The organism is Pseudonocardia sediminis, from assembly GCF_004217185.1.
Lineage (GTDB): Bacteria > Actinomycetota > Actinomycetes > Mycobacteriales > Pseudonocardiaceae > Pseudonocardia > Pseudonocardia sediminis.
Window position 1 is genome coordinate 4,997,972 of record NZ_SHKL01000001.1, and the last position, 24,003, is coordinate 5,021,974.

25 protein-coding genes and 2 tRNA genes are annotated in these 24,003 nt (G+C 73.7%); 13 read left to right on the plus strand and 14 right to left on the minus strand.

What is annotated here, in order from left to right; genetic code table 11:
• Positions 1-129: 129 nt before the first annotated feature.
• The 3 genes from EV383_RS31810 to EV383_RS23400 form a co-directional block, all read right to left on the minus strand.
• The gene (locus tag EV383_RS31810) at positions 130-303 is read right to left on the minus strand and encodes a tyrosine-type recombinase/integrase (RefSeq protein ID WP_207223862.1); all 174 of its coding nucleotides are present in this window, start codon (positions 301-303) and stop codon (positions 130-132) included.
• Between the two features lie 213 nt (positions 304-516).
• Positions 517-1,365: a site-specific integrase gene (locus tag EV383_RS23395; RefSeq protein ID WP_207223635.1), complete on the minus strand. Its 849-nt coding sequence runs from the start codon at positions 1,363-1,365 to the stop codon at positions 517-519.
• Between the two features lie 79 nt (positions 1,366-1,444).
• A tRNA-Gly gene (locus EV383_RS23400) sits at positions 1,445-1,518 on the minus strand.
• Between the two features lie 162 nt (positions 1,519-1,680).
• Between EV383_RS23400 and EV383_RS23405 the strand changes: the two genes are divergently transcribed.
• A tRNA-Pro gene (locus EV383_RS23405) sits at positions 1,681-1,757 on the plus strand.
• Between the two features lie 97 nt (positions 1,758-1,854).
• The gene (locus EV383_RS33185) at positions 1,855-1,974 is read left to right on the plus strand and encodes a VOC family protein (protein WP_165438597.1); all 120 of its coding nucleotides are present in this window, start codon (positions 1,855-1,857) and stop codon (positions 1,972-1,974) included.
• Between the two features lie 7 nt (positions 1,975-1,981).
• On the opposite strand, the gene EV383_RS23410 is transcribed toward EV383_RS33185, so the two are convergent.
• Together EV383_RS23410 and EV383_RS23415 are read right to left on the minus strand one after the other, a co-directional pair.
• Entirely contained in the window at positions 1,982-2,272 is a 291-nt protein-coding gene (locus EV383_RS23410) for a DUF1905 domain-containing protein (RefSeq protein WP_130291925.1), read from the minus strand.
• A 31-nt stretch (positions 2,273-2,303) separates the two neighbouring features.
• Positions 2,304-2,684 (minus strand): VOC family protein, encoded by a 381-nt coding sequence (locus tag EV383_RS23415; protein WP_130291926.1) that lies wholly within the window; start codon positions 2,682-2,684, stop codon positions 2,304-2,306.
• A 166-nt stretch (positions 2,685-2,850) separates the two neighbouring features.
• Here EV383_RS23415 and EV383_RS23420 point away from each other — a divergent pair, with 166 nt between their 5' ends.
• Positions 2,851-4,308 carry a flavin-containing monooxygenase gene (locus tag EV383_RS23420; RefSeq protein ID WP_130291927.1) on the plus strand — a complete coding sequence of 486 codons (1,458 nt, stop codon included), beginning with the start codon at positions 2,851-2,853 and terminating at the stop codon, positions 4,306-4,308.
• Between the two features lie 53 nt (positions 4,309-4,361).
• On the opposite strand, the gene EV383_RS23425 is transcribed toward EV383_RS23420, so the two are convergent.
• Complete coding sequence (locus EV383_RS23425; RefSeq protein WP_130291928.1) at positions 4,362-4,664, minus strand: hypothetical protein; 303 nt, start codon at positions 4,662-4,664, stop codon at positions 4,362-4,364.
• Between the two features lie 402 nt (positions 4,665-5,066).
• On the opposite strand from EV383_RS23425, the gene EV383_RS23430 reads away from it, so the two are divergent.
• The 4 genes from EV383_RS23430 (at position 5,067) to EV383_RS23445 (ending at position 9,413) form a co-directional block, all read left to right on the plus strand.
• Positions 5,067-5,810 (plus strand): MerR family transcriptional regulator, encoded by a 744-nt coding sequence (locus EV383_RS23430; RefSeq protein WP_207223636.1) that lies wholly within the window; start codon positions 5,067-5,069, stop codon positions 5,808-5,810.
• 142 nt (positions 5,811-5,952) lie between these two features.
• The gene (locus tag EV383_RS23435; RefSeq protein WP_242623265.1) at positions 5,953-7,449 is read left to right on the plus strand and encodes an AMP-binding protein; all 1,497 of its coding nucleotides are present in this window, start codon (positions 5,953-5,955) and stop codon (positions 7,447-7,449) included.
• Between the two features lie 35 nt (positions 7,450-7,484).
• Complete coding sequence (locus EV383_RS23440; RefSeq protein ID WP_130291929.1) at positions 7,485-8,138, plus strand: RraA family protein; 654 nt, start codon at positions 7,485-7,487, stop codon at positions 8,136-8,138.
• Between the two features lie 198 nt (positions 8,139-8,336).
• On the plus strand, positions 8,337-9,413 hold the full coding sequence (locus EV383_RS23445) for a protein phosphatase 2C domain-containing protein (RefSeq protein WP_130291930.1): 1,077 nt from the start codon (positions 8,337-8,339) through the stop codon (positions 9,411-9,413).
• 15 nt (positions 9,414-9,428) lie between these two features.
• On the opposite strand, the gene EV383_RS31410 is transcribed toward EV383_RS23445, so the two are convergent.
• Entirely contained in the window at positions 9,429-9,581 is a 153-nt protein-coding gene (locus EV383_RS31410) for a hypothetical protein (protein WP_165438474.1), read from the minus strand.
• Positions 9,582-9,669: 88 nt separating this feature from the next.
• On the opposite strand from EV383_RS31410, the gene EV383_RS23450 reads away from it, so the two are divergent.
• Positions 9,670-10,662 (plus strand): DUF6925 family protein, encoded by a 993-nt coding sequence (locus EV383_RS23450; protein ID WP_130291931.1) that lies wholly within the window; start codon positions 9,670-9,672, stop codon positions 10,660-10,662.
• A gap of 23 nt (positions 10,663-10,685) precedes the next feature.
• Here the strand turns inward: EV383_RS23450 and EV383_RS23455 are convergent, their stop codons facing one another.
• From EV383_RS23455 to EV383_RS23465, 3 genes are all read right to left on the minus strand, one after another.
• Positions 10,686-11,435: an HAD-IIA family hydrolase gene (locus EV383_RS23455; RefSeq protein WP_207223637.1), complete on the minus strand. Its 750-nt coding sequence runs from the start codon at positions 11,433-11,435 to the stop codon at positions 10,686-10,688.
• A gap of 69 nt (positions 11,436-11,504) precedes the next feature.
• On the minus strand, positions 11,505-12,329 hold the full coding sequence (locus EV383_RS23460; protein ID WP_130291933.1) for an Fpg/Nei family DNA glycosylase: 825 nt from the start codon (positions 12,327-12,329) through the stop codon (positions 11,505-11,507).
• Positions 12,329-12,799 carry a ribose-5-phosphate isomerase gene (locus tag EV383_RS23465; RefSeq protein ID WP_130291934.1) on the minus strand — a complete coding sequence of 157 codons (471 nt, stop codon included), beginning with the start codon at positions 12,797-12,799 and terminating at the stop codon, positions 12,329-12,331. Before EV383_RS23465 ends, EV383_RS23460 begins: the two co-directional genes overlap by 1 nt.
• A gap of 16 nt (positions 12,800-12,815) precedes the next feature.
• Here EV383_RS23465 and EV383_RS23470 point away from each other — a divergent pair, with 16 nt between their 5' ends.
• Positions 12,816-13,496, plus strand: a complete 681-nt coding sequence (locus EV383_RS23470; protein WP_130291935.1) for a DUF429 domain-containing protein — start codon at positions 12,816-12,818, stop codon at positions 13,494-13,496.
• Positions 13,493-14,236 carry an MBL fold metallo-hydrolase gene (locus EV383_RS23475; RefSeq protein ID WP_130291936.1) on the plus strand — a complete coding sequence of 248 codons (744 nt, stop codon included), beginning with the start codon at positions 13,493-13,495 and terminating at the stop codon, positions 14,234-14,236. The genes EV383_RS23470 and EV383_RS23475 overlap by 4 nt, the downstream gene beginning before the upstream one ends.
• Here the strand turns inward: EV383_RS23475 and EV383_RS23480 are convergent.
• Positions 14,225-14,797 (minus strand): TetR/AcrR family transcriptional regulator, encoded by a 573-nt coding sequence (locus EV383_RS23480; protein WP_130291937.1) that lies wholly within the window; start codon positions 14,795-14,797, stop codon positions 14,225-14,227. The genes EV383_RS23475 and EV383_RS23480 overlap by 12 nt on opposite strands.
• Positions 14,798-14,882: 85 nt before the next feature.
• Here EV383_RS23480 and EV383_RS23485 point away from each other — a divergent pair, with 85 nt between their 5' ends.
• Positions 14,883-15,764, plus strand: a complete 882-nt coding sequence (locus EV383_RS23485) for an SDR family oxidoreductase (RefSeq protein WP_130291938.1) — start codon at positions 14,883-14,885, stop codon at positions 15,762-15,764.
• Between the two features lie 195 nt (positions 15,765-15,959).
• On the opposite strand, the gene EV383_RS23490 is transcribed toward EV383_RS23485, so the two are convergent.
• Positions 15,960-17,507, minus strand: coding sequence for an MFS transporter (locus tag EV383_RS23490; protein ID WP_130291939.1), 1,548 nt, complete (start codon positions 17,505-17,507; stop codon positions 15,960-15,962).
• 295 nt (positions 17,508-17,802) lie between these two features.
• Positions 17,803-18,612 carry an LLM class flavin-dependent oxidoreductase gene (locus EV383_RS23500; protein ID WP_130291941.1) on the minus strand — a complete coding sequence of 270 codons (810 nt, stop codon included), beginning with the start codon at positions 18,610-18,612 and terminating at the stop codon, positions 17,803-17,805.
• A 59-nt stretch (positions 18,613-18,671) separates the two neighbouring features.
• On the opposite strand from EV383_RS23500, the gene EV383_RS23505 reads away from it, so the two are divergent.
• Positions 18,672-20,453: an N-acetylglutaminylglutamine amidotransferase gene (locus EV383_RS23505; protein WP_130291942.1), complete on the plus strand. Its 1,782-nt coding sequence runs from the start codon at positions 18,672-18,674 to the stop codon at positions 20,451-20,453.
• Positions 20,453-22,408 carry a S9 family peptidase gene (locus EV383_RS23510; RefSeq protein ID WP_130291943.1) on the plus strand — a complete coding sequence of 652 codons (1,956 nt, stop codon included), beginning with the start codon at positions 20,453-20,455 and terminating at the stop codon, positions 22,406-22,408. Before EV383_RS23505 ends, EV383_RS23510 begins: the two co-directional genes overlap by 1 nt.
• Here the strand turns inward: EV383_RS23510 and EV383_RS23515 are convergent.
• Positions 22,395-23,966 (minus strand): serine/threonine-protein kinase, encoded by a 1,572-nt coding sequence (locus tag EV383_RS23515; RefSeq protein WP_130291944.1) that lies wholly within the window; start codon positions 23,964-23,966, stop codon positions 22,395-22,397. The genes EV383_RS23510 and EV383_RS23515 overlap by 14 nt on opposite strands.
• Positions 23,967-24,003 lie beyond the last annotated feature (37 nt).

The following is a 24,003-nucleotide window of genomic DNA, read 5'->3' on the forward strand; positions in this document are numbered from 1 at the left end:
GTTCGACCTCTCAAGTCGCGCGCGTCGACAGCCTAGGACCGGGTCGGATGGCTGCTAGATGGGACACCTACTCTCCCAGATTTAACTTTCGCTATTCAGCGACAACGTCTTCGGGGCGTGGCGGCATTCTCAGACCAGTCCGGAGGCCGCTCGTTGGTCCGCTTCGGAGACCCACGCCGTGTAAGTCTTCAAAGTCGTAGTACCGCCACCTCCGTGCCCCAATCGGCCAGCCACGGTTCGCGGGTCGACGCCAGCAATGATTAACTTAGTCGCCGAGTAGTGACGCAGCTTATGGAGAGTTATCGATTTCCAGCTTTTTAAGCATCCGGTCGTATCTCTGTGTCACACTGTCCGGGGTCACGATGGTCGCCCCATCTATTGCTCCACCGAACACGTAAGCCGTGTCCTGCAGATCAATCGCCAGCGCCTCAGCCCTCGCGACGCACCGCCCCTGCCGCTCCCTGAGTACTGTCACGGTCTCGGCATTTAGTGCGATCCGCCGCTGCTGATGCGTCTTTAGGTTTCCCTCAACCCACCCGTCGGCGCTCTTACGGATCGCGCGCTGCAACCACAGCGTCTCCCGACCAGGCTCGAAGCTGATCCCGACCAACGCACCGCACACAGCTCCTCACGCCGCACGCCGGACGTCATCGCCAGCCACAAGAGCGCGGCCCAGTCCGGATCGTCCCATGCCTTGTTCATGATCCGGGCGGCCTGCTCGGCACTCGGCGGTCGCGGGTTGGGCTTCGGCATCGGAGGCGGTTCCGCCTGGCTCAGCGGGTTCGTGCTGACCCACCGCCGGCGGACGGCGCGCTTGTACGCGCCGGACAGGATGAAATGGATGTGCCGAATCGTCGTTGCCGAGGGCGGTCGGCACTTATGAGGCCGGCACCGGTGGTGACAGTCATGAGCTTGCGGCGTCCGGTGATCGATCGACCCAGAGCCGGAGCAGTGGTGCCGGCATCGGCGAAGCTCGGCGTAGAATGAGTCCAGGATTTCGGGGTCGAGCGCGCCGACCTTCAGCTGGCCCAGCAACGGCCCGATGTGCTTCTTAACGTGACCGCGGTAGAGCTGCAGCGTGTTCGGCGCTCCGGAGAACTGCTCGAGGTGCTTCTCTAAGAGGTGAGCGACGGTCGCTCCGGTTCGCGGGTTTTTCCGATCGGCGATGTCGCGCAACATCCGGTCACGGACGGCCCACGCGCGCTTCTCCGCTTCCGGACCGGCAGGCACGATCTCGATCAGGTCGTGCCGACGCTTGGTGATGGGCTCCTGGCCCGCGTAAACGCGGACGCGTAGCGCCCCGCTCGGGAGCAGATCGATGCTGCCCTTCTGACGCCCCGCGGGCCTGGGCTGAAGACGAGCCATGACACGAACGCTAAGGCCGTTCGTGTCATGAGTCTGTCTGACTCGTTCGCGATCGGCAGCGTTTCCGCTGGTCAGACGGTGGAGCGGGCGACGGGAATCGAACCCGCGTAGCTAGTTTGGAAGACTAGGGCTCTACCATTGAGCTACGCCCGCGTGCTCCGGATCTTGCCCGGAAGCCCCATCAGCGTAGCGGACGGGACCGACGGGATCGCACCCCCTTCCTCCGTCGCCGCTCACCGCTGCGACCGGCCCCTTCGGGCGAACGAGGCGAACTGCCGGGCGTCGTGACAGTCCGAACGCCTACACTTGGCCCGACGGGGTGTGGCGCAGCTTGGTAGCGCACTCGCTTTGGGAGCGAGGGGCCGTGGGTTCAAATCCCGCCACCCCGACCACACATGCCCACCGACGGCTACCGCCCTCGGGCATGTCCTCCCGCTGGTCGGCCGTCACGATCGACCGCCGTGAGCCGGTCGTCCTGGCAGGCGGGAGATCGGGTGGCTCGGCGGGCGGTCCACGGGTCAGCGGCACGAGCACCCGGAAGGCGTGGTCGCCGTGATGGCCGATCCGGAGGGCAACGAGTTCTGCGTCGTCGCCTGCTCCGGACGCTGAGCCCGGTTCAGCCGACCCGCTCCTCCAGCCGGACGACGACGGTGTCGCCCGCGCTCTTGCCCAATGCACGACGCAGGTCGGCGCGGACCGGGAGCTTGTGCGTGCCATCGCCGAGGGCCATGAACGAGCTGCGGAACGGGTGGCCGTCGACGGTCCCGCGGACCTTCACCAGGCCGCGGGTGCCGAAGTAGCAGGCCGAGCCCGGCATCTGCACGTAGGTCCAGCCGCCCTTGTTCGGGCTCTGCAGCAGGACGGCGGTGAACTCGGTGTCGAGAGCGGCGGGGGCGATCGTCGTCATGACGGTCCTTCCGGTGTAGGAGTGGGGTGACTCAGGAGTCCTGGACGATCTCCAGGCCGTTGCCGTCGACGTCGCGGAAGGCGAACATCGGCGGGACACCCGGCCAGTTCAGGAGCTCGCCGACGTCGACGCCGGCGGTGGTGAGGTCGGCGTGCAGGGCGGCCGCGTCGGCGGTGGTGAACCGGATGCCGCTCTCGCCGCCGGCCGGGAGGCCGTCGCGGGCCTGCACGAGCGCGACGCTCACCGGGGCGCCGGGCGGGGCGACCTCGATCCAGCGCGAGCCCAGCTGCGGCAGCGGGGTGTCCATGCGCGTCTCGAAGCCGAGCGTGCCCGTGTAGAACGCCAAAGCCTCGTCCTGGTCGGTCACCGGGACGCCGATCGTGTGGATCCCGTGGATCTGTCCTGCGCTCATGGTGGGCTCCTTCTCGACGAGGTCAACGGTGCAGACCGGGACCGTCCCGGAAAGTCATCGGTGCGGCCCGGCGGATCGTGACAGGGCGCTGGCCCACCGGGGCCCGGACGGGCACGCGGGGCCCCGGCGGTGATCGCTACGGTCTCCTCGGCGACAGGGAGGTCCCATGACCGGTACATCGACCAGCGTCGTGATCGTCGGCGCGGGGTTCGGCGGGATCGCAGCCGCGATCGAGCTGCGCACCAACGGCTTCACCGACGTCACGATCATCGACGCGGCACCCGGGATCGGCGGCACCTGGCTGCACAACACCTACCCCGGCGCGGCCTGCGACGTCCCCAGTCATCTCTACTCGTTCTCCTTCGCCCAGCGCCGCACCTGGAGCCGGCTGTGCTCGCCGCAGCCGGAGATCCTCGAGTACCTGCGCGGGGTCGCCCGCGAGTACGGCGTCGCCGACCTCGTCGTGCCGGACACCCGGATCGTCTCCTGCGTGCGCGAGTCCGCCGGGGGTGCGTGGACGCTCACCGCCGACGACGGCCGGACGTTCACCGCCGACGTCGTCGTGGTCGCGACCGGGCAGCTCAACCGCCCGTCCGTGCCGCCGATCCCCGGCCGGGAGAGCTTCGCCGGGCACGAGTTCCACTCCGCGCGCTGGGACCACGACCACGAACTGCGCGGGCGGCGCGTCGCCGTCGTCGGGACCGGTGCGAGCGCCGTGCAGTTCGTCCCCGAGATCGCGCCCGAGGTCGAGCACCTGGCGTTGTTCCAGCGCAGCGGCAACTGGTTCCTGCCCCGGCGCAACCGGCCGTTCCCGCGCTGGTGGAAGGCCGCGATCCGGTACGTGCCGGGCCTGCAGCGGTGGCGTCGCCGGTTCATCACCGAGTACTGCGAGGCGCTGACGCTGATGATCCGCCACCCCGGGACGCTGGGGCGGGCCGGACGGCTGCTGTCGACGGTGTTCATGCGCAGCCAGCTGCGCGACCCCGAGGTCCGGCGCAAGGCCTGGCCCGACTACACGTTCGGCTGCAAGCGGATCCTGTTCAGCTCCTGGTACCTGCCCGCGCTGCAACGGGAGAACGTGGAGCTGACCACGGAGAAGATCACCGAGATCGTCCCCGAGGGCGTCCGGACCGCCGACGGCCGCACGCACGAGGTCGACACGATCATCTGGGGCACCGGGTTCGCGGCCACCGACTTCATGTTCCCGATGGAGATCACCGGGCCCGGCGGGCGGTCGCTGGCCGACGAGTGGTCGGCGGGTCCGCACGCACACCTGGGCATGACCGTCCCGGGCTTCCCGTCGCTGTTCGTGCTCTACGGCCCGAACACCAACACCTCCGGCGGGTCGATCATCCTCTACTTGGAGGCGCAGTCGCGGTACGTCCGCAAGGCGCTGCAGGAGATGGGACGCCGCGCCGCGACCGGGATCGAGGTCCGCACCGACGTCGAGGCCGAGTCCGACCGCGAGCTGCAGGAGCGCTTCGCCGGCACCGCCTGGACCCGCTGCGACTCCTGGTACCGCGACGAGACCGGCCGGATCGTCACGAACTGGCCGGGCTACATGCGCCAGTACCTGGCCGAGACCGCCGACGTCGACACGGCGGAGTACGTCTTCCACCGCTAGACGCGCCGGGACGCCGCACCCCGGGAGCCGGGGTGCGGCGTGGTCGGGGGCGCCTAGTTGCCGGAGAGGGCCTCGCAGCTGATGTCGCGGTCGCCCTTGGTCTGGGCGTTGCCGCCGCCCAGGATGCCCAGCACGTTGCCGAGCGTCGCCGTGACGTCCGGGCAGACGTTGACGCCGTTGAGCGCGTTGACGTCGTCGAGGTTGACCAGGCCGAACTTGTCGCCGTTCGGGCTGTCCTGGTCGCCGATGACCGGGCCGTCGTCCGTGTCCGGGGTCGGGGCCGCGGAGGCCAGTGGGCTGAGTGCGACCAGTGTCGCTGCGGTGGCGGCCAGGACGACCGCGAGCTTCTTGACCATGTCATCTCCCCGATGGTGAGCAGTGGTGCCGTGACGACCGGTGCGTCGCAACACACGGAACGTAGGCAGCCGGTCACGGGCGGGGCGATGGGTCTCGCTCGATCGAATGATCCGGTTGCGCAGCGCGAGATCAGCAGGTTTGAACGCCGGATCCGGCGCTTCCGCAGGACGCCCGGTACGGAGGGTTCACCGGCCCGGGACGTGAGTGGCCGAGGGTGACGGAGGGACCTCGGCCGGGGGTCCGCGCGGATCACCCGTCAGGGCGACATGTCGGCGTGGGCGACTCGGCGTGTCGCATCCTCGACGTGTCGCGCGGAATACGGGCTTGCACCTCACGCGACGTGAGTTCCTAGCGTCGTCCCTGCCGCTCCGACGGGGCGGACCGACGAGAAGGGTACCGAGGTGGAACGGACCGAATGGAAGGTCGGCGAGCTGGCCCGGCAGACCGGGCTGACGGTGCGGACGCTGCACCACTGGGAGGAGCGCGGCCTCGTCGTGCCCTCGCGGCGGACGGCGGCCGGGCACCGGCTCTACGACGACCGCGACGTCCGCCGGGTGTACGAGGTGGTGGCCCTGCGTGAGCTGGGGCTGTCCCTGGAGGCGGTCGCCGAGGTGCTCGCCCCCGAGGGCGACCGGCTCGAGGGGATCCTCTCCGCGCACCTGTCCCAGGTCGAGGCGCGCCTGACGGCGTTGCGCGACCTGCGCACCACGCTCGCGGCGCTGGTCGCGGGGCTGCGGAGCGCCCGGGCGCCCGGAACGTCGGACCTGATGGGACTGATCGACGAGGTGTCGAAGATGACCGAGACGTTCAACAACTACTTCACCGACGAGCAGCTCGCCGCGCTGGAGGCACGACGCGAGGAGCTGGGCGAGGACACCATCCGCGCCACCGAGCAGGAGTGGCCGGGACTGATCGCGGCCGTCCAGTCCGAGATGGACGCGGGCACCGACCCGGCCTCGCCGAGGGTGCGGGCGCTCGCGACGCGCTGGGCCGAGCTGTTGGAGGCGTTCCACGGCGGGGACCCGGGCCTGCGCGAGGGCCTCTACCGGTTGCGGGACGAGAACGCCGAGGAGGTCCTCTCCCGCGGAGGCCCCACCGACGAGCAGATCGACTACATCCGCCGGGCGGGCGCCGCCGGGGTGTGAGGCGGGTCGGGACGCGCATCGAACCCGTCGACGCGCACGCCGCGGGGCGCGCGTTCGCGGGTTCGGTGCGCGGCAGCGGTCGCGGCGCGCGTTCCGACGGTGTCACCCGCCCGCGCGGATGCCGGACGACGGATCGTCGGCGATGCTGATCTCCATGTCCGGCGAGCAGACCTCCACTCCCCTGGCGACGCGTCTCCGGGAGCTGGCACGGACCGATCCGGACGCTCCCGCCGTGTCCGACGGCGACATCGTGCTGACCCGTGCCGAGCTCGACGAACGCACCAACCGCCTGGCACGGGCGTTCGCCGCACGGGGAGTCGGACCCGGGGACCTGGTCTCGATCGCGCTGCCGAACCGGGTCCGGCACGTCGAGTGCTCGGTGGCGGTGTGGAAGCTCGGGGCGGTACCGCAGCCGGTCTCGCACCGACTACCCCCCGGTGAGCTCGACGCCGTGCTGGAGGTCGCCGACCCGGCGCTGGTCGTCGGGCTGCAGACGCCGGGACGGGCCTGGCTGCCCGAGGACCACGACGCCTCCGGCGAATCGGCCGAGCCGTTGCCGGAGGTCGTCGGGCCGTCGTGGAAGGCGCCGACCTCGGGCGGGAGCACCGGACGTCCGAAGGTCATCGTCGCCGGTCAGCGTGCCAGCATCGAGGAGGCCCTGGCACGGGTCGACGGCCTGCGCATCGACCGCGACGGCGTGTTCCTGTGCACCGCGCCGCTGCACCACAACGCGCCGTACATGTTCTCGCTGATGGCGCTGCTGCAGGGCCACCACGTGGTCGTCATGCAGCGTTTCGACGCCCAGCGCACGCTCGATCTCATCGCGCACCACGGCGTCACCTGGCTCTACGTGGTGCCGACGATGATGAGCCGGATCCTGCGCCTGCCGGACGGCGCGGGCGACGCGGCGGACGTGACCAGCCTGCGCACGGTGCTGCACGTCGGCGCGCCGTGCCCGCCGGAGGTCAAGCGCGCGTGGCTGGACTGGGTGGGCCCGGAGACGGTGGTCGAGCTCTACTCCGGCACCGAGTCGCAGGCCGGGACGACGATCGACGGCGTCGAGTGGCTGGCGCACCCCGGCTCGGTCGGGCGCGTCACCCGTGGCCTGATGCGCGTCCTCGACCCCGAGGACGGCCACGAGCTGCCCGTCGGGGAGACCGGCGAGATCTGGATGCGCTCGGCCGACGGGCGTCCGACGTACCACTACCTCGGCGCGCAGGCCCGCGAGCGCGACGGCTGGGAGTCCCTCGGCGACATGGGCCGCTTCGACGACGACGGCTACCTCTATCTGGCCGACCGGCGCTCGGACATGGTCCTGGTCGGGGGCGCCAACGTGTACCCGGCCGAGGTCGAGGGCGCGCTCGAGACGCACCCGGACGTCCTCGGCAGCGCGGTGGTCGGGCTGCCGGACCCGGACTACGGGCAGGTCGTGCACGCGATCGTGCACGTCGCCGCGGACGCCGACCCCGGCGTCGTCGAGGACGCCCTGCGCGTACACCTGACCGAGCGGCTGACGCCGTACAAGACGCCGCGGACCTACGAGTTCGTGCACCACCCGCTGCGCGACGACGCCGGGAAGGTCCGTCGCGGCGCCCTGCGGGACGAGCGAGTGGGTCGTGCGCGGATATCGTCGCCCTGACCGCGACATCCACGCACGGGCCCGGAGGGCACACCATGACCGAACTGATCGACCGGCTGCGCGCGGTGCAGGTGTCCTCGCTCTGCGACGCGGACAAGACCCTGCCGGTCATCGACCCGGCGTTGCAGGCCCTGCTGCCCGGGACGGCGATGGTGGGCCCTGCCGTCACCGTCACCTGTCACGACGACCACCTGCCGATGTTCGCCGCCCTGCGCGCCGCCGAGCCCGGATCGGTGCTCGTGGTGGCCACGAACGGCGGCGGGCGCGCCGTGTCCGGTGAGCTGTTCGCGACCGAGGCGGCCCGGCGCGGGCTGGCCGGGATCGTCGTCGACGGCTACTGCCGCGACCTGCGCGGCCTGCGCACGATCGGCCTGCCGGTGTTCGCCCGCGGCACCTGCCCCGCGTCGGGTTCGACGCGCGACCCGGGCCTCGTCGGGACCGAGGTCGGGATCGGCGGCGTCACCGTGTCCCCCGGTGACCTCGTGGCCGGTGACGACGACGGCCTGCTGATCGCCTCCGCCGCGCGTCTGGAGGCGGCGCTGCCGGTCGCCGAGGAGATCGAGCGTGCCGAGAAGGCGCTGGTCGAGGCGATGGCGCGGGGCGAGGAGCTGCATTCGCTGACCACGGTGGACGAGCACATCGCGGCGCTGGGCCGGGGCGAGGACTCGAAGCTGGGCTTCCTCGTCTGACCCGGGCGGGGGTCCGGCACCGGTCCGCACCCGTCCCGTGGTCGCACACGGACCAGCCCTCGACCACAGAGACGGAGCAGCACACCCCTCCACCCGGTGGTCCGGCGAGACGCCATCGCTATCCTCGACTGCCACGTTCCCCCGAATGCGCCCATCGACGGGCCCGCGGGTACGCACACAGCGGAGGCGGTGCGTCGCATGACCGATCGACAGCCCGACGACGGTGGCAGCCTGCTGGCCGACGCCGCCCGAAACGGCGACGGTCGGAACGGCGACGGTCGGAACGCGTGCCGCCGGTGCGCCGCGGCCGTCCCGTACGGCGATCGGTTCTGCCCCTCCTGCGGCACGGACCTCCGGATCCTGCGTGGCGGCACCACGGCGGTGACGGCCGGTGGCGAGCCCCCGCGGACCTGCCAGGACTGCGGCGGCGAGGGCGTACCCGGGCCGTCGATGCCCGGCCGCGCACCCGGGATCCAGTGGTGCGGCTCCTGCGGGGCGCGGCTCGGCGAGTCGGTGGACCGGGTCGAGGTCGACCTGGGCGTGCTGGCCGGGGTCAGCGACCGCGGGCTGGCGCACCGCCGCAACGAGGACGCCATCGCGCTCGGACGGGTGGTCGCCGCCGGGGACCGGCCGGAGGCCGCGGTCGTCTGCGACGGGGTGTCGAGCACCCACCGCCCGGAGGAGGCCGCCCGCGCCGCCGCCGACGCGACGCTCGACGTCCTGCTGTGCGAGCCGGGTGCGGGGCCGACGGCGCCGGGTCTGCGGATGCGGGCCGCGGTCTCCGCGGCGGTGTCGGCGGTCGCCGGGCTGGGCGGCGGCGCCGAGGGGCCGTCCTGCACGCTCGTCGCCGCGCACGTCGACGACGGCGAGGTCACCGTCGGCTGGGTCGGCGACAGCCGCGCCTACTGGCTACCGGACCACGGCGACGGACGGCTGCTCACCCGCGACCACTCGTGGGCGGTGGAGATGGTGGCGTTCGGCCTGCTCGACGCCGAGGCCGCGGCCCGGGACCGTCGCGCGCACGCGATCACCCGCTGGATCGGCCCGCAGGACCACCCGCAGCCCGACGTCACGACCCTGCGTCCGGACGGCCCGGGGATCCTGCTGCTGTGCAGCGACGGGCTGTGGAACTACCTGCCCGAGCCCGCCGAGCTGGCCGCGACCGTGCGCACCGCCGGCTCGACGATCGAGGCCGCGGACCTGCTCACCCGCGCCGCGCTGGACGCGGGCGGCCGGGACAACATCAGCGTCGTCGTCCTGCCCGTGGCGCCCTGAGCGGGCCGCGCCCTCTCAGGCCGCGTCGTCCCAGGACCACATCTCGTTCATCGGGGTGGTGCAGTCGGGACACGGCACGTCGACGCCCGCGGTCTCGTCCCCGGGCAGCTCGGCCTCGATCCCGCACCCGGCACACGAGCACCAGGCGGTCTCTCGCGATGCGTACATGTGTTCGAGGGTAACTACATCGGTGTCATTCGCAACCCGACCGTGACCCGCGTTTGCCTGGGAGCCGATCGGTTGCGACTCTCCCCCGGTGACCATCACCCGGCCGGGCCAGCTCGTCCACCGCCACCTGACCGACACCCGGGCGGGCTGGAGCACGGGCACGCTCGGCGCCATCGCCGAGTTCGTCCGGGAACCGCGTGAGCCGTGCACCGGTGTGGACGGCACCCGGGCCACCGACCGCGGTGCGATCGCGCTGTCGCCACCCTCCCATATCCGCGCCGTCGCCTACCGCACGCCGGCCGGCCCGGACCTGGCCTGGAACCACGCCGTGGCGTTCTGCGTACCGGTCGAGCAGGCGGGCCCGGCGCGGACCGTGCTGACCGAGCTCGGCCCGGACCACGACGCCGTGCGGCCGCAGGACCGCGACGGCGTGCTGTTCGACCTCGGGCTGGGCACCCCGGCCGTCGAGGCGTGCGTGCGGACGTCGGACCCGTCGTTGCTGGCCACGCTGCGCGGGTTCGCCGGGTCGCCGGTGTTCGACAGCGGAGCGGCGGGCGCGCTGGTCGCGGACTCGCCGCACCGGGTGTTCCGCGGACCGGCCGGACGCGCCGAGGTGTTCGCCCCGATCCCGCCGCCGGACGGGCGCTCCCCCGACGGCCCGCACACCCACCTGCTGCCGCACCTGCTCGCCCGCGGCCGCACGCACGCCTCGACGGTGCCGATCCCGGCCGGGTACGTCCCGGTCGCACACCTCTACCCGGCGCACCCGCTGTTCGGCCCGCTCGGCCGTCCGCACGCCTTCGACGCCGAGGCCGACGCGGCGTTCGCCGAGATCCTCGACGAGTTCGGCGCGCCCGAGCTGGTCGAGCTCGAACGCGACGTCGTCGCCGCCGTCCGCGGCGGGGACGGCCCGGACGCCATCACCGTCCCGCCGACGGCGCAGTGCCGGGCGACGGTGGCCGTCACCCTGCGCCGTCTCGCCCAGATCGAACCGCACCTGCCGTCGCTGCAGCGCTGGCGCCCGCACCGTTCCGCGGCCGACGGCGAGCACGACCCGGACGGCGACCGCAACGGCGGCTGAGCGCCCGGCCGGTCCGGACGGGCTCAGACGTCGTCGACGAGGTCGGCGACCGAGGACACCACGCGGGTCGGGCGGAACGGGAAACGGTCGATCTCCTCGGCCTGGGTGATGCCGGAGAGCACCAGCACCGTGCGCATCCCGGCCTCGAGACCGGCCAGGATGTCGGTGTCCATCCGGTCGCCGATCATGATCGTCGACTCGGAGTGCGCGCCGAGGCGGTTCAGGGCGGCGCGCATCATCAGCGGGTTCGGCTTGCCCACGAAGTACGGGTCGGTCCGGGTCGCCTTGGAGATCATCGCGGCGACGGAGCCGGTCGCCGGCAGCAGCCCTTCCGGCGACGGGCCGGTGGCGTCCGGGTTCGTCGCGACGAACCGGGCGCCGTTCTCGATCAGCCGGATCGCGGTGGTGATCCCGGAGAAGCTGTAGGTGCGGGTCTCGCCCAGCACCACGTAGTCCGGGTTCGAGTCGGTGATCACGTACCCGACGTCGTGCAGCGCGGTCGTCAGCCCGGCCTCGCCGATCACGTAGGCGCTGCCGCCCGGGCGCTGCTCGTGCAGGAACGCCGCGGTGGCCAGCGCCGAGGTCCAGATCGCCTCCTCGGGCACCTCCAGGCCGGTGGCCTGCAGCCGGTAGCGCAGGTCGCGCGGGGTGTGCATCGAGTTGTTCGTCAGGACCAGGAACGGCACGCCCTTGTCCCGCAGGCGCCCGAGCAGGGTGTCGGCGCCCGGGACGAGACGGCCCTCGCGGACGAGGACACCGTCCATGTCGGTCATCCAGCATTCGATCGGTTTGTGCTCGGCCACGTGCGCGACCCTAGCCCGGATCCGGCTTCGGTCCCGGGTTCAGGCGGCGGGCTGGCACGTCGGGCACCAGAACAGGTTGCGGGCCTGGTGGGTGGCCGTGAGAACCGGCGTGCCGCAGACCAGGCACCCCATCCCGGTGCGCCGGTAGACGTAGACCTCGCCGCCGTGGCGGTCCTTGCGGCCGGGCTCGCCGCGACGGCGCGGGTCGTGCTCGCGCGCGACGGTGTCGATGCGGCCCTTGCGGACGCCGTCGCGCATCAGGGCGACGAGGTCGGTCCACATCGCGTCCCACGTCTCCCGGTCGAGGTGCGTCCCCGGCAGCTGCGGGTCCAGGCCGTGGCGGAACAGCAGCTCCGCGCGGTAGACGTTGCCGACCCCGGAGACGACGGCCTGGTCCATCAGCAGCGTGGCCAGCGGCGAGCGGGACCGCGAGATCCGCGCCCACACCTTGTCCGGGTCGGCGTCGCGGCGCAGCGGGTCCTCCCCGAGCCGCGCCCGCAGCGCGCGGGCCTCGGCGCCGGTGATCAGCTCGCACGCGGTCGGCCCGCGCAGGTCGGCGTAGTGGGTCTCGCCGACGAGCCGCATCCGCAGCTGGCCGCGCGGCTCGGGCGGCATCCCTCCCGGCTCCAGCTCGGCCTCGACGAACGTGCCGTAGAGACCGAGATGCACGTGCACCACCCGGTCCGGTCCGAAGCGATGGAACAGGTGCTTGCCGTGCGCCTCGGCGCGGGTCATCACCGCGCCGTCGAGCAGCGCGGCGGAGTCGGCGAAGCGGCCCTGCGGGCTCGACACCGCGACCGGACGGCGGGCGAACAGCTTCTGGTGCAGCCGCGCCAGACGGTGCAGCGTGTGGCCCTCGGGCATCAGCTCGCCGGGAGCTCGATCTCGCCGGTGCGCTCGAACGCGGCGACCTGGTCGATCCGGCGCTGGTGGCGCTCGTCGCCGGAGAAGTCCGTGGTCAGGAACGTCTCGACGATCACCAGCACCTCCTCGAACATGTGCTGGCGGGCGCCGATGCCGACGACCTGCGCGTTGTTGTGCTCCCGGGCCAGACGCGCGGTCTCCTCGTTCCACGCCAGCGCGGCGCGGATGCCGGGCACCTTGTTCGCGGCGATCTGCTCGCCGTTGCCGGAGCCGCCGATCACGATGCCGAGGCCCTCGGGGTCCTCGACGACCTGACGGGCCGTCTCGATGCACCAGGCCGGGTAGTCGTCGCTCGCGTCGAACGTCGGCGCACCGACGTCGACCGTCTCGATCCCCTGCCCGGACAGGTGCTCGATCAGCTTCGCCTTCAGCTCGAATCCGGCGTGGTCACTGCCCAGGTAGACGCGCACGGAAGGATCCTCTCTCATGCAGGTCGCGGGTGTGGACGGGGTCCCCGACGGATGGGTCGTGTGCGTGCTGCGCGACGCCGGCACCCCGGAGGTGACGGTGTCGTGGACGGTCGAGCCCGACGCCGCCGCGGTGCTCGCCCGGACCCGGGACTGCGACGCGGTGGGCCTCGACATCCCGATCGGCCTGCCGTCCGGGACGGCACGGCGGGCCTGCGACGTCGAGACGGCGGCGCGACTGGGCCGGGCCCGGTCGTCGGTGTTCCCGGCGCCGCCGCGGGAGGTCCTCGCCGCACGCACCCACGCCGAGGCCTGCGTCGTCGCGCGGGAGGTCACCGGGAAGGCGATCAGCCTGCAGACGTTCCACATCGGGGCCAAGATCCGTGAGTGGGACGCGCTCGACGCCGTCCCGGACACCGTCGTCGAGGCCCATCCGGAGCTGTCGTTGCGCACCCTCGCGCCGGACATCGAGTTCGTGCCGAAGAAGACCGCCCGCGGGCTGGGCCAGCGGATCGCCGCCCTGGCCCGGTGGGTGGACCCGGCGGTCGCGCTGGCCGACCTGCCCGGCCCCACCCGCCTCGACGACGTCCTCGACGCCCTGGCCGTGAGCTGGACCGCCGCCCGCCGGCTGCGCGGCGAGGCCGAGATCCTCGGCGACGAGACCGACGCCCGCGGACGTCCGATGCGGGTGGTGGTGTGAGCGCCGGGGACGGAAGGTGGGTCGGGCTCGCCGACGGGGTGCTCGCACGCCGTCACGACGAGCTGGATTTGACGACCGGACTCGTCCTCGGCGCCGACCGCGCCCTGGTCGTCGACACCCGCGGCGACGCCCGCCAGGGCGCCGAGCTGGCCGCCGCGGTCCGGGCGGTGACCGACCTGCCGGTGACGGTGGTGCTCACCCACGCCCACTTCGACCACTGCTTCGGCACCGCCGCGTTCGGGCCGGTCCCGGTGTACGCCCAGGCCGGGTGCGCGGCGGCGATCTCCGCGACGGCCGCGCAGCAGCGCACGGAGTGGGTGCGGTACTACCGCGAGCACGGCGACCCGGCGACGGCCGACGCGCTGGCGGCCACCGATCCCCCGCTGCCCGACCGTCCCGTCTGCCCGCGTCCCGGCGACACGGCCCTGCTCGACCTGGGCGGGCGCCGCGCCGTCCTGCTCCACCCCGGACCCGGTCACACCGGCCACGACCTGGCCGTCCACCTCCCCGACGACGCCGTGCTCTTCGCCGGGGACCTGCTGGAGAACGGCGCCCCGCCCAGCCACGGCCCGGACGCACACCCCGCCGACTGGCCCGCCGCCGTCGACGCACTTCTCGCGCTCGGCGCGACGAGGATCGCGCCCGGCCACGGCGACCCGATGACGCCGTCGCAGGCCGTCGCCCAGCGGGACGAGCTGGCCGTCGTGGCGCGACTGCACACCGGCCCGTCAGCCCAGTGACGCCGTCGCCTGCCGCAGGTCCTCCAGCGCGGCCAGCGCGTGGTGCGCGAGGTCCTCGCCGCCGTCGCCCTCGGACCACTCGGCGTAACCGCGCTTGAACGCGAGGACGCCCAGCTCGGCCGCGAGGTGCGCGGTCGGGTCGGGGACCCCGCGGGCGACGAGCGCCTCCGTCATGGCGGCCGCGAGCCCGACTCTCTTGAGGGCGTCGCGTTCCTGCAGCTCCGCACTGCTGGCGACGGCCGCCTTGAGACGGGGCCCGAGCTCCCGGTTGGACGGACCCATCATGGTCGACGCGCGTTCCAGGCCCGCGGCGACGGCGGCGAGCGGGCTCGCCCCGGACGGCGCCTCGGCGATCCCGTCGGCGAGCAGCCCGCTCAGGGTCTCCTGCCCGGCCACCAGGAGCTCGCGCTTGTCCGGGAAGTGCCGGAAGAACGTGCTCTTCGTGACCCCGGCGCGCTCGGCGATCTGCGCGACCGTCGTGTCGTCGTAGCCCTGCTCGGTGAACAGGTCGACCGCAGCCACGACGAGCCGGTCGCGCGCCCCTGGCTCCCACCGTCCCATGGGCCGATCCTACGTGACGGGACCTTTGTCCCATCGCCGTGCTACGTTGACGGGACAAAGGTCCCATCACATTCAGGAGAACGCCATGCACGTCTTCGTCACCGGCGGCAACGGCACCATCGGTTCCGCCGTCGTCGCCGAACTGCTCGGCAACGGCCACACCGTGCTCGCGCTGGCTCGCTCGGACGCGTCCGCGACGTCCCTCGACGACGCCGGGGCCGAGGTCCTGCGCGGCGAGCTCTCGGACCTCGACGTCCTGCAGACCGGCGCCGCACGCTCCGACGGCGTCGTCCACCTGGCGTTCGGACGCGACTACAGCGCCCCGGACGCGCTCGCGCGGTCCATCGCCGAGGAGGGCGCGGCCGCCGCCGCGCTGGGCGAGGCGCTCGTCGGGAGCGACCGCCCGATCGTCGCCGCCTCGGGCACCCCGTGGGTTCCGGGCCGCGCCAGCACCGAGGCCGACCCACTGGCCACCGACGGGCCCGTGGGCGGCCGCGGCCGGTCGGCGAACGCCCTGCTCGACCTGTCCGCGCGCGGTGTACGCAGCGCGCTCGTCCGGATCCCGCGCACCTGCCACAACGACGGCGACGGCGGGTTCGCCGGGCTGCTCACCGCCCAGGCGCGACGCTCCGGGGTGGCCGGCCACCCCGGGGACGGCACCCAGCGCTGGCCTGCCGTGCACGCGCTCGACGCGGCGGTCCTGTTCCGGCTGGTCCTGGAGTCGGCCCCGGCCGGGACGGCCTGGCACGCCGTCGCCGACGAGGGCGACATGGTGCGGGACATGGCCGAGGTCATCGGCCGGCGCCTGGACCTGCCCGTCCGGCAGGTGCCCGAGGAGGACTTCGGCCCGTTCGGCCCGATCTTCGCCATGGACCAGCCGTCGTCGAGCACGCACACCCGCGACGTCCTCGGGTGGAAGCCGACGCACCCGGGCCTCCTCGAGGACCTGGAGAACATCCGGCCCTGAGGACGGCCGCGCGGCCGGCACGTGCCGGCCGCGTCGCGGGACACCGCCCGTGCGGTCCCGCCCGGAGGTTGCTCTCCGGAAAATCGCTCACGGAGTCGCTGAGTTCGTGAGGCGTTCTCGCGAAGACACCTCCCCGGGCCCGATCAGCAGGCCGAGATCCGGGCGGGCGGAGGTCAGGCGGACCGGGCGCTCCGATCAGGGCCCGGGGCGCACCGCGTGACGGCCCGGCTCCGAGCGCTCCCGGCCATCGGCCCCGGCCGGCGGCAGGGCCTCGGCGACCTCCCGGGCGAACCGCGGGTCGTGCCCGGTCGGGGCGTCGGGGCTCCGGCGCAGCGCACGGTAGATCTCGACCGTCGGGTATCCGTCCGGAACCGGGTCGATCTCCGTCGTGGGCTCGCCCGGGTCCGGCGTCGGACGCCGCCGCACCCCCACCACCACCGGCTCCGGAACGGCGATCTCGGGCTCCGGCTCCGCGACCGGCCGTGACGCCGCGGCGGACGACACCCGGTTCGCGGCCGAGCCCGTACCCAGCCCGCGGACGCGCAGCATCGCCGGAGCCCCCACCATCGGCCCGAGCGCCAGCACGGCCAGCGCTGCGGGCCAGCCCAGCAGCTCCGCCACGACGGGGACGATCTGGATGCTCGCGACCGTCAGCAGGAACCCGAGCGCGGTCAGGACGGTCAGCGCCGTCCCGACGTAGCGCTTGTCGGCGACCTCGCTCATCGACGTGGTGAGCACGGCCGAGTCCGCGACCGCCACCGCGCCCCACACCGTGCAGAACACCGCCACCACGACCGGCCCCGCCCCGGCCATCAGCGGTGAGAGCAGGCAGCAGACGCCGCTCGCGACCAGCGCGACCACCACCGTCCGCGCGCGGCCCCACCGGTCGGCGGCCCGGCCACCGACCAGACACCCCAGCGCCCCGCCCAGCCCGGCCGCGACGAACACGACGACGTCGGGGCGCACCCCGAACGCGTCGGCGGAGCGGCCGGCCTCCAGGTAGGACCCCATCCAGGTCCACAGTGCGTAGAGCTCCCACATGTGGCCGAGGTAGCCGAGCACGACCAGCCGCGGCCCCCGCTCGCGCAGCATCCGGGCGGCGTAGCGGGGGTCCGGCGGCGGGGCCGGGGCCAGCAGCGGGCCCGGGCGCAGCCACACCACCGCGACCAGGGCCGCGGCGGCGCTCGCGATCGCGGCCCCGACCAGGACCCCGCGCCACGGCAGGCCGGGGATGCCGCTGAACACGTGCGGCAGGGCCGAGCCGACGGTCAGTGCGGCGACGAGCACGCCGAGGTCGCGGGCCCGGCGGGCGGGTCCCGACCACGACGTCATCAGCTTCATCCCGACCGGGTAGACCCCGGCCAGGAACACCCCGGTGAGCGTGCGCAGGACGAGTGCGACCGCGGGCCCGTCGGCGACGGCCGCGAGCAGCAGCGTGCACGCCGCCGCCGACGCGGCGCAGATCCCGAGCAGGCGTTCCGGGCGGATCCGGTCGGCCAGGGTGAGCGCCGCCGACGCCACCGCCCCCGCCGCGAAGCCGAGCTGCACGGTGCAGGTCAGCCACGTCGCCGTCGTCGAGCTGATGCCCCACTCGGCCTTCAGGTCGGGTACCACCGCCGAGGCGGAGAACCACACCGCGAGCCCGAGCACCTGCACGGTCGCGATCAGCGCCCGCGGCCCGCCCGCCCCGGGAGGACGGCGGTGACGCCCGCGGGGGCGCGACGACGGTGTGGTCTCGACCATCACGCCTCCCGGTGGACATCGTCGTCACATACGCCGAATGGACTAACTCTAAGGATCCGACCAGGTGAGAACTGGTCCGGACAGACTTACGAAATAGCGCATTCGGCTGAATCACCACGGACGGCGCTCGCAGGGGCACGGTGGCGCTGCTCAACGCCCTGGGAAACGGCGTCGCCGACGACGAGCAGCGGCTCGCCGAGCTGCTGCTCGAGCCCGTCGACGGCTACGGCGGGCGCGGCATCGTGATCGGCCCGCACGCCGCCCCGGACGCGCCCGGCCGAGGCCGGAGCAGCCCTCAGCGGGTGCCGACGGCCTCGATCAGCGGCATCGGGTCGGGGTCGCCGGCCGGGGGCACGAAGACCACCGAGTCCGCCCCCGCCTCGCCGTAGGCCGCGGCCGTGGTGGCCGCCCAGTGCGCCAGGTCGGAGGTGTGCGAGCGGACGGCGACGTAGCAGACGACGTGGAACGGGGCGCCATCACGCGGGCGGTCGCCGGAACCGTCACGCGGGCGGTCGGCGGAGACCTCGAGCAGGGCGTCGCGGACGTCGTCGGTGTCCAGGCCGGTGTCGAGCACGACGCCGTCGGCGAGCCTCCCGGCCAGGCGCAGCGTGCGCGGTCCGCGCGCGCCGACGAGCACCGGTGGCACCTGCTGCGGCGGCCAGTCCAGCGCGACCCCCTCCAGGCGCACGTAGTCCCCCGCGGAGTCGACGCGCTCGCCGCGCAGCAGCGCGCGCACGGCGTCGGTGTACTCGGAGAGCAGCGTCATCGGTGACGCGGCCCGCGCCCCGACCTGCCCCATCCAGTCCAGGACGCCGTGCCCGAACGCGGGCAGGAACCGGCCCGGGAAGAGCCGGGCCAGCGTCGCGATCTCCATCGCCGCCAGCGCCGGGTTGCGCAGCGGCACCGGCATCAGACCGACGCCGACGTGCAGGCGTTCGGTCCGCGCCAAGGCCACCGCTGCCGTGCTGAGCCCGCCCTCGAGGAAGCAGTCCTCCCAGAGCCACAGCTGCGCGACCCCGGCCCGCTCCGCGGCCTCGGCGATCGCGGGCAGCCGCTCCGGCGGGGACTGCGGACGGAAGACGACACCCACGTTCGGCCCGGACATGTCCCCGAGTGCACCACAGCGGGTTCCCGGGCCGGTACTCCCCGAGGAGGATCACCAGGATGTGCGGAATCGCCGGCGAGCTCCGGTACGACGGTGGGCCGGCCGACGTCGCGGCCGTCGCCCGGATCACCGGCGCGATGCACCGCCGCGGGCCGGACGGGTCGGGGGTGCACGCCGCCGGGCCGATCGCGCTCGGCCACCGCCGCTTGAAGATCATCGACCTGTCCGAGCGCGGCGCCCAGCCGATGGTCGACGCCGAGCTGGGCCTGACGTGCGTGTTCAACGGCTGCGTCTACAACTACCGGGAGCTGCGCGCCGACCTCGAGGCCGTCGGGTACCGGTTCTTCTCCGGTTCCGACACCGAGGTCGTGCTCAAGGCGTTCCACCGCTGGGGCGGCGCGTGCGTGGAGCACTTCCACGGGATGTTCGCCTTCGCCGTCGCCGAGCGCGACACCGGCACGCTGACGCTGGCCCGCGACCGCCTCGGGATCAAGCCGCTCTACCTCGCCGACGGGCCGGGACGGCTGCGGTTCGCCTCGTCGCTGCCGGCCCTGCTCGCCGGCGGCGGGGTGGACACCGGGATCGACCCGGTCGCGCTGCACCACTATCTGAGCTTCCACGCCGTCGTCCCGGCGCCGCGCACGATCCTGGCCGGGGTCTCCAAGCTGCCCCCGGCGACGGTTCGGACGGTCTCCCGCGACGGCACGTCGACCGACCACCTCTACTGGCGGCCGGTGCACGAGCGCCGGGCCGAGTACCGCAGCCTCGACGCCGGGGGCTGGGCCGAACTGCTCGGCGAGCGCCTGCGGACCGCGGTGCGCCGCCGGATGGTCGCCGACGTACCGGTCGGGGTCCTGCTCTCCGGCGGGCTGGACTCGTCGATGATCGTGGCGCTGCTGGCCGAGCAGGGCCAGCGCGACCTGCGCACCTTCTCCGTGGGGTTCCCGTCCGCGGGCGGCGAGCGCGGCGACGAGTTCGACTACTCCGACCTCGTCGCGAAGGAGTTCGGCACCGACCACCAGCAGATCATGATCGAGCCGGGGCGGATGCTGCCGGCCGTGGACGCGTGCGTCGAGGCGATGGCCGAGCCGATGGTCAGCCATGACTGCGTCGCCTTCCACCTGCTCTCCGAGGACGTGTCGACGTCGGTCGGCGTCGTGCAGTCCGGCCAGGGCGCGGACGAGGTGCTGGCCGGCTACAGCTGGTACCCGCCGCTGGCGCGCGTCCCCCGTGACGACGCCGCGCGGGCCTACGCGCGCGTGTTCACCGACCGCTCCCACGCCGACATGGCGAACGTCCTGGAGCCGGGCCGGCTGCTCGACCACGACCCGAGCCGGGACCTGATCGCCGCGCACTTCGCCGCACCCGGCGCGGACGACACCCTCGACGCCGCACTGCGGCTCGACTCGACCGTCATGCTCGTCGACGACCCGGTCAAGCGCGTGGACAACATGACCATGGCCTGGGGCGTCGAGGCACGGGTGCCGTTCCTCGACCACGAGCTCGTCGAGGCGATGGCCGCGTGCCCGCCGGCGCACAAGCTCGCGCACGGCGGGAAGGGCGTGCTCAAGCAGGCCGCGCGCGGCGTCGTCCCGGATGCCGTGATCGACCGGCGGAAGGGATACTTCCCGGTGCCGGCGATCCGGCACCTGGACGGGCCGCTGCTCGAGCGGGTGGCCGACGCCCTGACCTCGACGGCGGCCCGCGAGCGCGGCCTGGTCCGCCGGGACTGGCTCGACGCGATGCTGGCGGACCCGAACTCGCGCCGGACGAACCTCGGCTCGAACGCGTTGTGGCAGGTCGCGGTGCTGGAGATGTGGCTGCAGGAACGGGGGGTCTGATGGCGGGTGTCCGGGACGCACCGGCGCACCTGCTGTTCGGATCGGCCGGCCCGCTGCTCGACGCGCCCGCCCGCACCGACCCGGTGCCCTCGCCGGACGGGTCGCTGCTGGCCTGGATCTCCGACGTCGGCGGACGGCCCCGCGCCTACGCCGCGCCGCTGCCCGCCGACGGGTCCCCGGTCGTCGAGCCCGACCGGCCGCTGCCGGTCCGCCCGTCCCGAAGCCCGGGCGCCGACCTGCCGCCGGACGTCACGTCGATCGCCTGGAGCCCGGACGGGCGGTGGCTGGCCTGCGAGATCGCCCCGGCCGGCGGCGAGCGGACGCGGGTGGTCGTCATCGCCCCGGACGGGTCCGACCAGCAGGAGATCGCGCCCTCGGCCGCCGCGGTGAAGCTCGGCGCCTGGTCACCGACCGGGCGCGCGGTCGGCGTCACGATCCATCCCGCGGGCGGGCGCGGGGACGGCTACGCCTGCCTGGTCGACGTCCGGGACGGCTCGTCGACCGTGCTCGCCGTCGGGCCCGCGGCCGTCGTGTGCGGCGTCGGCGGCGACGGACGGCGCGCCGTGGTGCGCATCGGGCGACGCGGCGACCGGCGCCTGGAGCTGATCGACCTGCGCAGCGGGCGGCGTATCGAGCTCCTGGCCGGCGCGACCGTCGCCGCGGCCCGGTTCGGCGTCACCGGCCGCACGCTCTACCTGCACACCGACGCCGGTCGCGAGCATCCGGCACTGCTGGCGGTGACCCTCGGCGAGGGCGACGAGGTGTCGCCGACCCGGGTCGTGGCCGCCCGGGACGGCCAGGACCTCGACCTGGTCGCCCTCGATCCGGGCGGGGTGCGCGCGGCGCTGGTGTGGAACGCCGGCGGGTGCAGCGAGCTGGAGCTCACGGACCTGCGCTCGGCCCGTCGGGTCGCGATGCCGTCCTCACCGGAGATCGTGACCGGGGCGTCGTTCACCCGCGACGGCGCCGCGCTCCTCGTCGCCGGGCACGGCCACGCGGCCGCACCGCACGTCCTGCGGCTCGCACTGCCCGCCTTCTCCACGCGGCCGGAAAACGACCGTCCCCCCCGGGACGAGTCCCGGGCCGCGGAAGCACGGCCGGAGATCGCCCGGCTCACGCCCTTGCTGCCCTCGGTCGTGCCCGGCGGCGAGGGGCTCGTCCGGCCGGTCGCGGAGGGTTTCACCGGCGAGGACGGCCTGGCTCTGTCCGGCTGGCTGCTGCGCCCGCCTGGTGCGGACGGTCCACACCCGGCGCTGATCTGGCTGCACGGCGGACCGGAGGCCGAGGAACGTCCCGGCTTCGCCCCGCTGCTGCAGGCCCTGGCCGCGCGCGGGGTCGCGGTGCTCGCGCCGAACGTGCGCGGCTCCGGCGGTCGTGGACGGACGTTCTCCCATGCCGACGACCTCGACCGTCGCGCGTTCTCGATCACCGACGTGCGCGCCGCCGTCTCCCACCTGACCGGCACCGGCCTGGCCGACCCCGCCCGGGTCGCGGTGGCCGGACGGTCCTACGGCGGCTACCTCACCCTGGCCGCGCTGACCCGGTTTCCGGAGCTGTTCGCGGCCGGCGTCGACGTCTGCGGCATGTCCGACCTGCCCGCCTTCTACGACGACACCGAGCCCTGGATCGGCGCCGCGGCCACCACGAAGTACGGCGACCCGCACGACGACGCCGCCCTCCTCGCCGCGCTCTCCCCCCTCCGCGACGCCGCGAGGATCACCGCGCCGCTGCTGGTCGTGCACGGTGGACACGACACGAACGTCCCGCTCGGACAGGCCCGCGCGATCGTCGACGCCCTGCGCGGACGGGACGCGCCGGTGGAGCTGCTGCTCCTCGACGACGAGGGCCACGAGGTGCACGACCGGCACACCCGCGCGCGTGTCGTCCGCGACGTGACCGGGTTCGTCGTCGACGCCCTGAGACGCGGCCGAGCGGATCCGCTCAGGCGCGGCTGAAGGACTGGACGATCTGCTGGCCGCTGGAGTCGGTCCCGACGACGAACCGGTAGTTCTCCTGGCTCTGGCCGCCGTTGTTGTTGATGAAGACGATCGTGGCGGTCACGGCGTTGTCGCCGTCGCGGCGCAGATTCTGCGCGTAGACCGTGCGCAGGCCGCCGTAGAACCGCTGGAACTGCCCGTACCCGCCGGACTGCGCCTGCGCCGCCGGGCTGAGCATGTTGAACGCGGCCTGGGTGTTGCCGGGGAGCTGCCCGTAGTAGCTCTGGACGAACGCGACCGCGTTCACCGGGGCGGAGTTCGCCGAGCTCGACGGGGTCGGCGTGGGCGTCGTCGTCGACGGGGTCGGAGTCGGGGTCGCGGTCGTCGGCGCCGGGGTGGTCGTCGGGGCCGCGCTCGTCGTGGGGGCGGCGACGGCGGGCTGCTCGGTGTTCTCCGAGTTGGCCCGCACCACACCGAACGCGATGCTCCCGCCGAGGACCAGCAGTGCGACGACGACGCCGGCGATGACCGGGAGCCGCTTGCGGAACCCGCCGCGGCCCCGTCCGCCCCGGCGGGCGCCACCGCTCGCGCCGCCGCCCGGGATCACCATCGGTGCCGGGACGGGCGCGTCGGTCAGCGTGCCGGGATTCGACTCCGCCCCGACCGGCTCGGCGTCCGCCGCGATCTGCTCGGCATCGAGCATCGCGGTACCGGTGGCCGACGGCGTGGCCAGGCCCGCGACGGACTGACCTGCGGCGATCCGGGCGAGGGAGTCCCGGGCCTGGGACGCGCTGGGCCGGTCGGACGGGTCGTTGGACAGCAGGCGCATCAGCAGCGCGGTCATCGACCCGGCGTCGGTCGGCGGGCGGATCGCGCCGGTGGCGACCTTGTGCAGCAGCGCGTAGGCGTTGTCGTCGAGCCCGAACGGCGGCTCGCCCTCGACCGCGGCGTAGAGCGTCGCGCCCAGGGCGAACACGTCCGAGGCTGCGGTCGGCTCCTGGCCGCGGGCCACCTCGGGAGACAGGAACGCCGGCGTCCCGGCGATCACGCCGGTGCGGGTGAGCTGGACGTCGTCGACGGCACGGGACACGCCGAAGTCGGTGATCTTGGCCCGGCCGTCCTCGGCGAGCAGGACGTTGCCCGGTTTCACGTCACGGTGCACCACTCCGGCCGCGTGCGCGGCGGAGAGCCCGTCGGCGACCTGACGGCCGATCGCGGCCGCCTCGCGCGGGCTCATCGGGCCCTTCTCGGCCAGCACGGCCGCCATCGAGCGCGACGGCAGGTACTCCATCACGAGCCACGGCCGGTCGTCGTGCACCACGACGTCGAACATGCTGATCACGTGGGCGTGCTGCAGGCGGGCCCCGATCCGGCCCTCGCGCAGGATCCGCTGCCGCGACTCCTCAAGCTGGTCCGCCGACGGCAGCGCGGCCGCGAGCAGCTCCTTGACCGCGACGGTCCGGTTGAGCAGCTCGTCGGTCCCCCGCCAGACCGCACCCATCGCCCCGGCACCGATCCGCTCGTCGAGCCGGTAGCGGTTCCCGATCCGGGCGGTCTCGGGGGTGGGCGAGCTCATGAGGTCCAAGGGTAGGCAATGTCGCCGAGGCCCATCG